The sequence below is a fragment of the Streptomyces sp. DSM 40868 genome (assembly GCF_011820545.1).
Lineage (GTDB): Bacteria > Actinomycetota > Actinomycetes > Streptomycetales > Streptomycetaceae > Streptomyces > Streptomyces eurythermus.
Genome location: NZ_CP050504.1, coordinates 4,679,150 through 4,691,640 on the forward strand (window position 1 = coordinate 4,679,150; position 12,491 = coordinate 4,691,640).

Sequence of the window (12,491 nt, forward strand, 5' to 3'; positions counted from 1 at the left end):
CATTGCACATGTGTTCGTTTAACTTTCTTTTCCATTTCTTCTCATTGGATGAATCCAGCCAGTGGGGTAAGAATGAGCCGTGTCCCGGTTCGGGAGCGCGGGTGTTCGGGGGGTCCTGTGTTCTGTCGTCCACGCACGTCCGGGAACGTGCTGCCACCCTTCCTGCCGCGGCCGTCGCTGTGACGGCGCCCTTGGTCGGTCTCAACGGAACGGGTGGGACAGCCTTGCAGCGCGACATCGAAGTGAAGCTTCTGCGTACCCTGCTGGCCGTCGTCGACGAAGGCGGGTTCGCCCGCGCCGCCCAGTCCCTCCACGTCACCCAGCCGACCGTCAGCCAGCAGGTGCAGCGGCTGGAATCGATCGTCCGGACACCGGTGTTCCACCGCACCAAGCGCCCGCTGCGGCTGACCCCGGCCGGCCGGGAACTGGTGGCCCACGCCCGGTACGTGATCAGGCTCAACAACGACGTGCTCAACCGGGTGTCGGCCCTGTGCAGCCACGCCACGCTGAGCATGGGCTGCTCCATCCACTTCGCGGACGGGCTGGGCCCGATGTTCTCCCGGCTGGACGCCGAGATGCCGCACGTGCGGTGCGCGATGGTCACCGACCTCAGCGCCCCGCTGGCCGACCGGGTCGCCGCTGCCGACATCGACGCGGCCCTGCTGCTCGGCATCCAGACGCCCCGCGCGGAGATGCTGGGGCGGCTGCGGCTCGACTGGTTCGGCGGGCCGCCGCCCACACCCGGGCGCGGGGTGCCCGTCGCCCTGCTCGGCGGCAGTTCGGCGCTGAGCCGGCACATCGCCGAGACGCTCGACCGCAACGGCGTCGCCTGGTACTCGGTGCCCTGGTGCACCGATCCGCACACCGTGCGGGCGTCCGTCCAGGCCGGTCTGGCCTGCACGGCACTGTGCGAGAACTCCCACCAGCGGCACCCCGGGATCCGCCCCGCCCGGCCCGGAGTCCTCGGCCCCGCCCCGTCGCCCCTCCCCGTCTACCTGGCCCTCTCGCCCGCCTTGCGCGAGGGCGCCGCGGACGTCGCGCGGGCCGTGGCCCGGATGGTCGTGGCGGGCATGCCGATCGCTCCGCCGTGACCCACCGCAGGGACGTTTCTTCACCGGGTGCGGGCGCCCGCGCGGGAGACCGGCGTCGGCGGGTGGGAAGACGGGCGCCGGCTTGCGGCGCGTGAGCGGCAGGGGCGCGGCGCCGGGCCGGTGGGGGCCGGCAGAGGCGGCGGCGCGGGCGACGCCGGGACGGGTGGTGCACGGCGGTGCCGGGGCGATGCGGGAGACCGGCGTGGGGCGGGTGGGGAGACATGTCCTGGCCGGTGGCGCGTGATCGGCGGGGGATCGACAGCGGCCGTGGCGCCGGGTCGGCGGGGGACCGGGAGTGGGCGACGGCGGCGGACCGGCGCGGGAGCGGGTGGCGCACGGCTGTGCCGGTGGGGAGGCCGTGCCGGCCGGTGATGGGCCGCCGGGCGGGGAGAACCTCCGACGGCGGTCGTGCCGTCCCGCCGGCCCGGGGGAACAGCCGGCCGGGCACGGTCGCCGTCGGAGGTGACGGGGTGGCCGCTCAGTACGAGCCGCGGCCGGCTCCCCGTGCCGTCAGCTTCGGACCGTACGGCGCGGAGTCCAGCCACTCGCCCGCCCTGCGGCCGGCCGCGGCCACCGCCGCGGCGGCGCGCTGGCGCAGCCAGAGGGAGGGACGGTGGGCCAGCATGTGTTCGAGCGCGGCGCTGGCGCAGGCGCGGTTGTAGGTGGCCGCCTCCTTGCGGTCCTGGGCGAACCGCGCGATCGCCGCCCCGGCCGCGGCCGGGTCCCGCCCGCTGTCCAGGGCCTGGGTGATCGCCTCCACCGCCCGGATGGCGTCCGGGACGCTGGAGTTCATGCCGCGCGCGCCGAACGGCGCGAACAGATGGGCCGCCTCGCCGGTCAGCAGGACCCGGCGGTGCTGGTCGGTGAACCGCTGCGCGACCTGCTGCGCGAAGCGGTACGTCGACACCCAGCGGACCCGGTCGCCGTACGCCTCGGGCAGGATCCGCGGGATCCAGCGGCGCAGGCCCTCCGGGGAGACGAACCGCTCCGGGTCGTCGTTCACCAGCAGGTTGAGGTCGACCCGCCAGCCGCCCGCGAACGGCACCGTCAGCACGTTGCGGCCGCCGACGTTCGGATGGCGGTAGTGGAAGACGCGCTCCATCGGCAGCGGATTGTGCTCCGGGTCGTCGTCGAGGTCGACGACCACGAAGGTGTTCCGCGACCGCGGCCCCTCCAGGGGGCTGTCGATCGCCGAGCGCAGCGCGGAACGGGAGCCGTCGGCCGCGACCACGTAGTCGGCCTGCCACTCGCGCCCGGTGGAGTCCTTGAGCAGGACGCCCTCGGGGGTGCTCAGCGCCGAGGCGATCTCCACCCCCCAGTGGAACTCCACGCCCCGCTTGCGGCAGGCCGCCGCCATCAGGTCCTCGGTGATCACCTGCGGCAGGCTGGTGAAGTGCGGCAGGCCCTCGCGGGTGCTCGGCGGGTAGGTTCGGGTGTAGACCTCCTGACCGGCCCAGTACGAGCGTTTCGTCGCCCACATCACACCGCGGCCCGCTATCTCGTGACCGAGGCCGGGGCTCAGCCGCTCCAGTTCGCGCAGCGAGGCGCCGTGCAGATAGGCGGCCCGGCTGCCGGGCCGTACGGTGCTCTCCGTACGGCGTTCCAGGACCACCGCGGGCAGGCCGGCGGCGCGCAGGGCCAGGGCCGCGCTGAGGCCGGCCGGTCCGGCGCCCACGACGAGGACCGGGTGACGGGGGGTGGGTCCGGTGCTCGTGCTCACGCCTGCTCCTTGGCGAGGTGGAGGATGTCGGAGGTGAAGCGGACGATACGGCCGTCCAGGCCGCCGGTGAGGGCGGCGTGCCACACGGCGGTGCGGATCGCGGACTCGTCGCGGCGCAGCACGGCCTCGTCGGCGTCGGTGCTCAGTTCGAGGTAGTCGCCGGCCCGGCGGGCGGTCAGCCCGGCCGCCTCGGCGGCGCGGGCCACGGGCTGGAACTCGGGCACGTCGAGCACGTACAGGGCGAGGCTCACAGGCCGGCTCCTTCCGTGTCCTTGCGGATCAGTTCCGCCTTGCGCCGCCACAGCGCCTCCACCGTCGGCCGCGGCGACTCGGCGACGTCGGCGAGCGCCCGGACCGTCAGCTCGGCGTCCCGCGCGTCGACCGGGGACATGGGGCGCAGCGGCCGGGTGATCTCCAGCTGGATGCCGTTGGGGTCGTCGAAGTAGATGGACTCGATCAGTTCGTGGGCGAGCGGCCGGGTGACCCGGATGCCGTGGCCCTTCAGCCGCTCGCGCCAGGCCAGGAGCTCCTCCTCGGTGTCGACGTGGAAGGCCAGGTGCCGCGAGCGGTGCATCAGGTCGCTCGGGGCGTCCTCCTCGGGCAGTCCGAAGTAGTAGAAGAAGGCGATGCGGTTGCCCGCGCCCATGTCGAAGAAGAAGTGCACGAAGTCCGGGTAGTCCTCCGTGACCCAGCCGGTGGCGGTGATGGCGTGCACCAGGGGCATGCCGAGGGCCTGGGTGTAGAACTCGACGGTGGCGCGGGGTTTCCAGGTGACGAAGGCGAGGTGGTCGACCCCGTCCACGCGCAGGACCGGCGGACCGGCCGGGGGACGGGCGGACGGTGATGCGGTTGCCAATGCTCCTCCAGTGGTTGGGGCAGGGGCGCTGCACGTGGGGCCGGGGTCGGTTCAGCTCGCGGTGCGCCCCCGCAGGCCCGTCACGGTGATCAGCGCCCCGGCCAGCAGGGTCAGTCCGCCGACGACGAGCGCCCACTTGGTGCCGCCGGCGTTGGTCGAGGACAGGTTGAGCACCACACCGAGGACGGCGACGCCGAGCAGGGCGCCGGCCTGGCGGGCGGAGTTGAGCGCGCCGGCCCCGATGCCGGCCAGCTCGGGCGGTACGGAGCTCGCCATGCCCGCCACCAGCGCGGGCAGGGCGAAGGAGACGCCGAAGCCGAAGGCGAGCAGACCGACCACGGTGGCGGTCAGCGCCAGGGCGGAGTCCCCGGTGAACGGCGCTTGGAGCAGCGCGCCGACGCCCATCAGGACGAACCCGGTGGTGGCGGGGCGGCGCGGGCCGATGCGGCCGACGAGACGCCCGGTGTAGATCGGGTTGAAGGCGGTGGGCAGGGTCAGCGGCAGGAAGGCCAGGCCGGCGCTGAAGGAGGAGTAGCCGCGGCTCTCCTGGAAGAACAGCGACAGCACGAACAGCAGCCCGGACAGGCCGAAGTTGGCGAGCAGACCGGAGGCGAGCGCGGCGGAGAAGCCACGGCTGCGGAACATGCGCAGCGGCAGCATCGCCGCGTCCCCGGCCCGCGACTCGGCGGTGACGAACACCGCCGCGGCCACGGCGGCCAGCACGAAGGCGGCGACGACCAGCCCCGCCCCCCAGCCCTTGGCCGGACCCTCGATCAGCGCGTACGACAGGGCGCCGAGCGCGACGACCGCGCTGATCTGGCCGGTGACGTCGAGGCCGCTGCGCTGCTTGATGGCGGTCTCCGGGGCCAGGCGCAGGGTGATCACAAAGCTGACCAGCGCCAGCGGCACGTTGATGACGAAGATCGCGCGCCAGCCGACGGTGTCGGTGAGCGCGCCACCGACCAGGGGACCGGCGGCCAGGGCGAGCCCGGTGATCGCGGCCCAGTTGCCGACGGCACGGGCGCGGTCGGCGGGGTTGCTGTAGGCGTTGGTGATCACCGCGAGGGAGGCGGGCAGCAGCAGCGCGCCCGCCACACCGAGCGCCAGGCGCAGGGCGACCAGGGCACCGAGGGTGTTCGCGGCGGCGGAGATGCCGGAGAGGATGCCGAAGGCCGCCAGACCCCACAGGAAGACCCGGCGCCCGCCGAGCCGGTCGGACAGCCAGCCGGCCGTCAGCAGCAGGGCGGCGAAGGTGATGGTGTAGCCGTTGGTGACCCACTGCAGACCGCTCAGCCCGACGTGGAGGCTGGTGGAGATGGCGGGCAGTGCCACCGAGACGATCGTCATGTCCAGCAGGACCATGAAGTAGCCGAGCGAGAGCCCGACCAGCAGGGTCCGCGAGGGCTTGTCGGTTCGTGCCGGTGCGACGGAAGCCCGCTGCGGTTCCGCCTGCGTCGACATGTAATTCTCCTTCGTTCGATTGCGTGAATTACCGCCATAGAAGAGGAAGTTGCGGGGGGCGGCACAAACCATTCAAGCGGACCGGAAAGGCGAATTGCCGCTGGTGACGACGGGAATGCCCTATGGGTAACATCGGCTGAGCCGATGGGTCGAGCAAGGGGGAGCCAGGACGTGGAGCTACGACATCTTCGGACCTTCGAGACGGTCGCCCGGACGCTCAGCGTCACCCAGGCGGCCAGGGAACTGCACTACGCCCAGTCCAGCGTCAGCGACCAGATCCAGGCCCTGGAGCGCGAGCTGGGCGTTGACCTGCTCGACCGGTCCCAGCGGCGGGTACGGCTGACCCCGCAGGGCGTGGCCCTGTCGGAGTACACCGGGCGGATCCTCAAGCTGCTGGAAGAGGCACGCTGGGCGGTGTCCCGGCCCGACGCCGAGGTGGCGGTCGGCGCGCTGGAGACGGTGGGCCTGCATCTGCTGCCCGCCGTGCTGGCGCGCTACCGCTCGCTGTACCCGGAGGCACGGGTCCGCGTCACCCAGGGCAACCGGGGGGAGCTGTACAAGGCGGTGCGCCGCGGCGACGTCGACGTCTGCCTGACCTTCGGCGCCCCGCCGGCGGACGCGGGGCTGCGGGCCGAGACGCTCGCCGAGGAACCGCTCGTGGTGATCGCCCCGCCGGACCATCCGCTGGCCGAGCGCGGCCGGGCACCGCTCGCCGACCTTGTCAAGGAGCCGTTTCTGGCCACCGAACGAGGGTGCGGCTTCCGGGAGATGTACGACGGCGCCTTCTCCGGCGCCGTCGCCAAGGAACCGGTCGCGGAGGTGTCCAGCATCGGCACCCTCGGCGCGTGCGTGGCCGCGGGGATGGGCTGCGCCCTGCTGCCGCACGTCGCGGTGCGGGCCCAGGCGGACCGGCGCGAGGTCGCGGTGATCGAGGTGGAGGACGCCCGGTTGCGTACGGCGGTCACCATGACCTGGCTGGACCGCAACTCGGCCAACCCCAACCTGGTGGGCCTGCAGACGGTACTGCGCAGACAACTGGCGGCCTGACGGGGGGTGTTGGGCGTCCACTGGTCGTGGGCCGCCGGTCACGCTCCCGCCTCCGCGCGGCTCGCGGGAGCCACGGGGGTGCGCCGGGGCGGCTGTGCGGGCAGTGGGGGCAGGGCGAGCGTCCGCAGCCGGGCGCGGGCGATCTTGCCGGTCACGGTGGTGGGCAGCCGGTCCACCACGACCAGTTGCTCGGGCAGTTTGTAGGTGGCCAGTCCCTTGCCGGACAGATGCCCGGTGACGTCCTCCAGGGTGAGGCGCGTACCCGCGCGCAGCGCGACGACCAGGCTGGCGCGCTGGCCGAGGCGTGGGTCGGGGCGGGCGACGACGGCGTGCTGGGCCAACTGCGGCAGGTCGTTGAGGAGTTCCTCCACCTCCAGCGCGCTGAACTTCAGCCCGCCCCGGTTGATCAGCTCGTCCGCCCGGCCGCGGTAGACGACCGAGCCGTCCGGGCGCAGGGCGGCCAGGTCGCCGGTGCGCAGCCAGCCGTCCGGGGTGAACGCGGCCCGGGTCGGCTCGGGGGCGCGGTGGTAGCCGGAGAACATCCACGGGCTGCGGTACTGGAGTTCACCGGTCTCACCGGGCGCGGCGGGCCCGCCGTCCCGCTGGACGCGGACGGCCGCGCCGAGGGCGGGCCGGCCGATGGTGCCGACCGCCTCGGGCGGATCCCCGGGGCGGGTGTACGTACCGGCGCCGATCTCCGTCATCCCCCACTGCACGATCAGCCGCGCGCCCAGCACCCGCCGTACGCCGTCGGCCAGTTCGCGCGGCACGGGGGCGCCGCCGGTGCGCACCTCCCGCAGACCGGGCGGGGCGTCCGCGGCCCCGGGGGCCGGGAGGGCGAGCAGGTCGCGCAGCTGGGCGGGGACGGCGAAGGCGGCGGTGGCGCCGCAGGCGCGCAGGGCGGCGGCGAACGCGCGGGGTTCCCAGGCGCCGAACAGGCCCACCGCTCCGCCGGTCACCAGGGCGAGATGCACGGAGAGCAGCCCGAAGGCATGGCTGAGCGGGCTCGCGGAGACGATGGTGTCCCGCGCGCCGAACCCGCCGTCCGTCGCCACGGCCGCCGCGTTGCCGAGGAGCCCGGCGTGGCTGTGCACGCACAGCTTCGGCCGCCGGGAGGTCGTACCGGAGGACGCCAGCAGCACCAGGGGGGCCGTGGGATCGGCGGGCGGGGGCGGCAGCCGTACGGCGGGGTCCGCCGCCGCCTCCGTCAGGCTCGCCAGGTCCGGCAGCCCGCCGGTGGAGGCTTGGTCACCGGGGCCGGCGGTCCCGCGTCCCGCGCCGGCGGACACCCAGACGTGCCGCAGCCCGGGGCAGTCCTCGCGCAGGGCGCGGATCTCGCCCAGGCGGTCGTGTCCGGGCCGGCCTGCGGCGGCCACCAGCGCGACCGCGCCGGACTGCTCGATCAGCGACCGCGTCTCACGGCTTCCGTAGGCGGAGTGCAGGGGCAGCAGCAGCACCCCGAGCCGGGCGGTGGCCGCGTGCAGCACCACCAGTTCCCAGGAGTTGGGCAGCCGGGCCGCCAGCACATCGCCGGCCACGAGCCCGTGCCGGTGCAGGGCGGCCGCGGTGTGTTCGGCCTGGCGGAGGCAGTCCCGCCAGGTCCGCCAGCGGCCGCCGTCCCATACGGCGGGCTCCCGGCGGCGGGCGGCCGCGCGTACCAGTGCGTCGGTGAAGGTGCGGGACGGGGTCAGGAAATCCGTGGGTGGAGCGTTCACGAGGAAACCTCCGTTGCGGCAGAACGAAACAAGCACTGCCTTGCGAGAGGGGATTCTGCGGGCCGTCCGATCGCCTGGTCCAGCTTTCACCCGATAAGAATTCCCGATCCTGTGCACACGGCCGGAGTCGATAAGAAAGCTCAATGAAGGGCGCGGAGGAACGCATCGTACCGGGACATCGTTCGGTGCCGCCGATGACCGTCATCGGACAGGCCGAACCGTGGATTCCCTGACGGTAAGAAACATCAATAGAGAACGCGGCTATTCCGCTTGCCCGGGGGCCCGGAAAAAGGCGGGTGCGCACCGATCGACGCCCCCGATATGGGTCATCTACAAGACCGAATCATCGCGTTCTTGCAGGTCAGAGCGGGTGGTTGGCCGGTAGACCGGCAGCCGGCGGCGCCTGGTTCACAGATCGCCCTTGCCCGGAAAACGAAGACCTGCACAGAATTCCGGCGGCCCTGAGGCAGGAGGTATCAATGGCCTTCGTTCAATCCTCCGGCACCACCCACCCCTCATTCCGGCAGGCCGCCGATCCGGCCGCCGACGGCGCGTTCCGCACGGCCGACCTGCGCCGCCTCGACATGGTTGTCCGCGACGCCCGGCACGCCAGTACCGCACCGGCGTCCGAACTTCTCGCACCCCTGCGGCCGGGCGGCACGGCGGCCGTGCTGACCGAGCGGGAGTGCACGTTCGACCACTGCGCCGTCCTGTTGTTCCCCGCCACCCTCGACGCGGGCCTGCGCGACCTCGGGGAGCGGGGACTGGCGCCCCTTCCCGCCGTGCCCAGCACCGTGGTGCGGGCCCGGCTCAGCGCCCGCCACCGGCTGGACCCGGCCCGCTGCGACGTCCACATCACCCGCCTGCGGCTCACCCTGCCGGACGGGCGGCGGCACCCCGCCGTGGAGGTCTTCCTCTTCCCGCGCGACAGCGAGGCGTTCGACGAGCGCATCGCGGCCGCGGAGTCCGCGTACGGCTTCGAGAACCACACCGCGTTCGTCGTCGGCCGCCCCTCCGGCCCCCTGCTGCGCCGGCTCGTCACCGCCTGGCACAGCGAGGCCGGACTGCTGTGGGAGGGCGGCGGCCACAACCCGCACGAGGGCGGACCGGAGGGATCCACCGTGACGTACTTCGTGCGCGACCACCGGCGCCCCGCCCGCCGGCGCCGCTTCGAACTGCACTGCGCCGGCGACCTGCGCGGCGCCACCGACGGTCTGCCCCGCCCGGCCGAGGCGGTCCGCCAGGCATACCAGGCATGGCCGGCCGCCCCGGAGCACCCGGACGCCTGAGCCGGGACCCACGGGGTTCCCCGTGCGCACCGTCCCGTCGCCCCACCCTGCGTACCCATCCCTAGACCACCGGGAGTACCCGTGCTGCGGAACGAAACGCTCAGGAACATCGCGCTCACCCCCGAACTCCACGACTACCTGCTCGTCCAGGGCCGGATGCTCCCCGACCCGCTGCTGGCGGAGCTGGCCGAGCGGACCCGGGAGGCGATCCCGGACCAGGCGCACATGGTGGTCGCCCCCGAGGAGGCCGCCCTGCTGACCTTCCTGGTGCGGCTGCTCGGCGCCCGCACCATCGTGGAGGTCGGCACCTTCACCGGCTCGTCCTCGCTCTGCCTGGCCCGCGGGCTGGCCCCCGGCGGCTCCCTGATCACCTGTGACGTCTCCGCCGAATGGACCGCGCTGGCCCGGGAGTTCTGGACCCGCGCCGGGGTCGCCGACCGCATCGAGCTGCGCCTCGGCCCGGCCGTGTCGACCCTGCGCGCCCTGCCCGCCGAGCCGCACGTCGATCTCGCCTTCATCGACGCCGACAAGCCCGGCTACATCGACTACTGGGAGGAGCTGGTCCCCCGGATGCGTCCGGGCGGGCTGATCCTCGTGGACAACACCCTGTTCAGCGGCCAGGTGATCGACGAGTTCCCCGGGGTCAAGGCCGCCGCCGTGCACGCGTTCAACGAGCACGCCCGCAAGGACGAGCGCGTCGAGCTGGTCCTGCTGCCGGTCGCCGACGGCCTGACGCTGGCGCGCCGGCTGCCCGCCGAGGCGACGTCGTTCTGATGACGCCCGCCACCGCGCCGTACGCGCTCACGCCGACCCCTGGAGGACGACCGTGACCGGGCTGACCCGCCCCGGATATCCGCTGCACCCGCTCGCCGTCGAGGTCCCCCTCGACGATCTCGACGAGGACTTCCCGCGCGACCTCGGCGCGGCCCCGCAGCAGCCGTCCTGGCACGACCCCGTCCAGGCCGCGGCGGCCCGCGCCGAACTCGCGCAGCTGCCGGGGCTGGTGACCTGGGAGGAGGTCCGGCTGCTGCGCACCCTGCTGGCCGAGGCGGCGACCGGCCACTACCTGGTCATCCAGGCGGGCGACTGCGCGGAGGACCCCGCCGAGTGCGCCCCGGCTGCGGTCATGCGCAAGGCGGGCCTGCTGGACGCGCTGGCCGGGGTGATGGTGGCGGCCACCGGGCGTCCGGTGGTGCGCGTCGGCCGGATCGCCGGACAGTTCGCCAAGCCGCGCAGCGCGCCCACCGAGCTGGTCGACGGCACCGAACTCCCGGTGTACCGGGGCCACTTGGTCAACGCGCCGGAGCCCACCGCGGCGGCCCGCCGCGCCGACCCGCGCCGCATGCTGGAGTGCTACTACGCCGCCCACCGCGCCGTGACGTATCTGCGGCAGCGCACCAGCGACTGGGCGCTGCCCACCGGCGCCCCGGTGTGGACCAGCCACGAGGCGCTGGTCCTCGACTACGAGCTGCCGCTGCTGCGCCGCACCACGGCCGGACACGTCCTGCTGTCCTCCACCCACCTGCCCTGGATCGGCGAGCGCACCCGGCACCCGGACGGCCCGCACGCCCGGATGCTGGCGCAGGTGACCAACCCGGTGGCCTGCAAGGTCGGCCCGGCGACCAGCCCGGCGGAGCTGCTCGCCCTGTGCGCCCGGCTGGACCCGGACCGCGAGCCGGGCCGGCTGACCCTGATCTCCCGGATGGGCGTGTCCGCGGTACGCACCGCGCTGCCGCCGCTGGTCGCCGCCGTCCGCGAGGCCGGGCACCGGGTGGCGTGGCTGTGCGACCCGATGCACGGCAACACCGTCAAGGCGCCGTCCGGGGCGAAGGTCCGGGTGGTGCGGACGGTGGTGGAGGAGGTCCGCGCCTTCCTGGAGGTGGTCACCGAGGCCGGCGGCACACCCGCGGGCCTGCACCTGGAGACCACCCAGCACGACGTCGCCGAGTGCGTCCGGTCCGATCCGGCCGAACTCGGCGCCACCCGGGCCGGGACCGGGCCCGCCACTCTGTGCGACCCCCGGCTCAACCCCGAGCAGGCGCTGGAGGTGGCCCGCGCCTGGGCGGCCCCGCCCGCCTGATCCACGCCACCGCCCCATCACCGATGTCATGCCGACGATGAGAGGAAACGTCATGTCAGAGACGGTCATCCGGGAGAACGACGGCACCTACGCCATGATCAACGTCTTCGACGTGGAACCGGAGAAGCAGCAGGAGCTGGCCGAGGTGCTCAGCGAGGGCGCCGAGAAGTTCATCCGGCACCGGCCCGGCTGCATTTCCGTGAACATCCTGACCAGCCTCGACGGCAAGCGCCTGGTCTACTACGCCCAGTGGGTCAGCAAGGCCGACATCAAGGCCACCATGGGCGACCCGGACGTGCAGGTGTACCGGGACCGGGCCGCCGCCCTGGCCAAGCCCGACCCGCACGCGTACACGGTGTTCGCCGTCCACCACCCGGAGAACTGACCACCACCCGCCCGGGCCGTCCGGCCCGGCGGGTCCAGTCGGCCCGGCGGGTCCAGTCGGCCCGGCCGATGATGCGGATTCGGCCCGTCCAGCCGGTCCGGCGGCCCCTGCGGGTCCGGACGGTCCGGTTCATCCGGCCGGTCGGCCGGTCCGGCCTGTCCGTCCGGTCCGGCCGGTCCGGCCTGTCCGTCCGGTCCGGCCCGTGCGTCCGGTCCGGCCCGTCCGGGTCCGGCGGGTCCAGTCGGTCCGGCTGGTCCGGTGGGTCTAGCCGATCTGGTCGAGCCGGTCTATCCGGCCGGTCCGGCGGCCCCTGCGGCCCCTTGCGGCCCCTGCGGGTCCGGTCGGTCCGGTTCATCTGGTCCGTCCGGTTCATCCGGCCGGTCGGCCGGTCCGGCCCGTCGGACCGGTTCGGCCCGTCCGGGTCCGGCGGGTCCAGTCGGTCCGGCTGGTCCGGTGGGTCTAGCCGATCTGGTCGAGCCGGTCTATCCGGCCGGTCCGGCGGCCCCTGCGGCCCCTTGCGGCCCCTGCGGGTCCGGTCGGTCCGGTTCATCTGGTCCGTCCGGTTCATCCGGCCGGTCGGCCGGTCCGGCCCGTCGGACCGGTTCGGCCCGTCCGGGTCCGGCGGGTCCAGTCGGTCCGGCTGGTCCGGTGGGTCTAGCCGATCTGGTCGAGCCGGTCTATCCGGCCGGTCCGGCGGCCCCTGCGGCCCCCTGCGGCCCCCTGCGGGTCCGGTCGGTCCGGCTCATCCGGCCCGTACGGCCGACCTGGCCGGTCGAGTGGTTCCGGCCCGTCCATCCGGTCCGGCCCGTCCGTCCGGTCCGGCCCGTCCGGCGGGTCCAGTCGGTCC

The 12,491-nt window shown here is 73.9% G+C and carries 11 protein-coding genes; 6 read left to right on the plus strand and 5 right to left on the minus strand.

The window, feature by feature from the left end:
* The first annotated feature begins 242 nt into the window (after positions 1 to 242).
* Entirely contained in the window at positions 243 to 1,091 is an 849-nt protein-coding gene (locus HB370_RS21305) for a LysR family transcriptional regulator (RefSeq protein WP_167345731.1), read from the plus strand.
* 478 nt (positions 1,092 to 1,569) lie between these two features.
* Here the strand turns inward: HB370_RS21305 and HB370_RS21310 are convergent, their stop codons facing one another.
* Genes HB370_RS21310 through HB370_RS21325 form a run of 4 tightly spaced genes read right to left on the minus strand, consistent with a single transcriptional unit; the run spans position 1,570 to position 5,128 of the window.
* Entirely contained in the window at positions 1,570 to 2,811 is a 1,242-nt protein-coding gene (locus tag HB370_RS21310) for an FAD-dependent monooxygenase (protein WP_037701313.1), read from the minus strand.
* Positions 2,808 to 3,062 carry a hypothetical protein gene (locus HB370_RS21315; protein WP_037701310.1) on the minus strand — a complete coding sequence of 85 codons (255 nt, stop codon included), beginning with the start codon at positions 3,060 to 3,062 and terminating at the stop codon, positions 2,808 to 2,810. Before HB370_RS21315 ends, HB370_RS21310 begins: the two co-directional genes overlap by 4 nt.
* Positions 3,059 to 3,667 (minus strand): VOC family protein, encoded by a 609-nt coding sequence (locus HB370_RS21320; protein WP_200692124.1) that lies wholly within the window; start codon positions 3,665 to 3,667, stop codon positions 3,059 to 3,061. Before HB370_RS21320 ends, HB370_RS21315 begins: the two co-directional genes overlap by 4 nt.
* 51 nt (positions 3,668 to 3,718) lie before the next feature.
* Positions 3,719 to 5,128, minus strand: a complete 1,410-nt coding sequence (locus HB370_RS21325; protein ID WP_030780485.1) for an MFS transporter — start codon at positions 5,126 to 5,128, stop codon at positions 3,719 to 3,721.
* 171 nt (positions 5,129 to 5,299) lie between these two features.
* Here HB370_RS21325 and HB370_RS21330 point away from each other — a divergent pair, with 171 nt between their 5' ends.
* Complete coding sequence (locus tag HB370_RS21330) at positions 5,300 to 6,175, plus strand: LysR family transcriptional regulator (protein ID WP_030780484.1); 876 nt, start codon at positions 5,300 to 5,302, stop codon at positions 6,173 to 6,175.
* 38 nt (positions 6,176 to 6,213) lie between these two features.
* On the opposite strand, the gene HB370_RS21335 is transcribed toward HB370_RS21330, so the two are convergent.
* Positions 6,214 to 7,890, minus strand: coding sequence for a class I adenylate-forming enzyme family protein (locus HB370_RS21335; protein ID WP_051815573.1), 1,677 nt, complete (start codon positions 7,888 to 7,890; stop codon positions 6,214 to 6,216).
* A gap of 479 nt (positions 7,891 to 8,369) precedes the next feature.
* Here HB370_RS21335 and HB370_RS21340 point away from each other — a divergent pair, with 479 nt between their 5' ends.
* From HB370_RS21340 to HB370_RS21355, 4 genes are all read left to right on the plus strand, one after another.
* On the plus strand, positions 8,370 to 9,179 hold the full coding sequence (locus HB370_RS21340) for a hypothetical protein (RefSeq protein WP_037701307.1): 810 nt from the start codon (positions 8,370 to 8,372) through the stop codon (positions 9,177 to 9,179).
* Between the two features lie 81 nt (positions 9,180 to 9,260).
* Positions 9,261 to 9,953, plus strand: coding sequence for a class I SAM-dependent methyltransferase (locus tag HB370_RS21345; protein ID WP_051815571.1), 693 nt, complete (start codon positions 9,261 to 9,263; stop codon positions 9,951 to 9,953).
* A gap of 61 nt (positions 9,954 to 10,014) precedes the next feature.
* Positions 10,015 to 11,259: a 3-deoxy-7-phosphoheptulonate synthase gene (locus tag HB370_RS21350; RefSeq protein WP_078637480.1), complete on the plus strand. Its 1,245-nt coding sequence runs from the start codon at positions 10,015 to 10,017 to the stop codon at positions 11,257 to 11,259.
* Between the two features lie 52 nt (positions 11,260 to 11,311).
* Positions 11,312 to 11,644 carry an antibiotic biosynthesis monooxygenase gene (locus HB370_RS21355; protein WP_030780474.1) on the plus strand — a complete coding sequence of 111 codons (333 nt, stop codon included), beginning with the start codon at positions 11,312 to 11,314 and terminating at the stop codon, positions 11,642 to 11,644.
* The last annotated feature ends 847 nt before the right edge of the window (positions 11,645 to 12,491 follow it).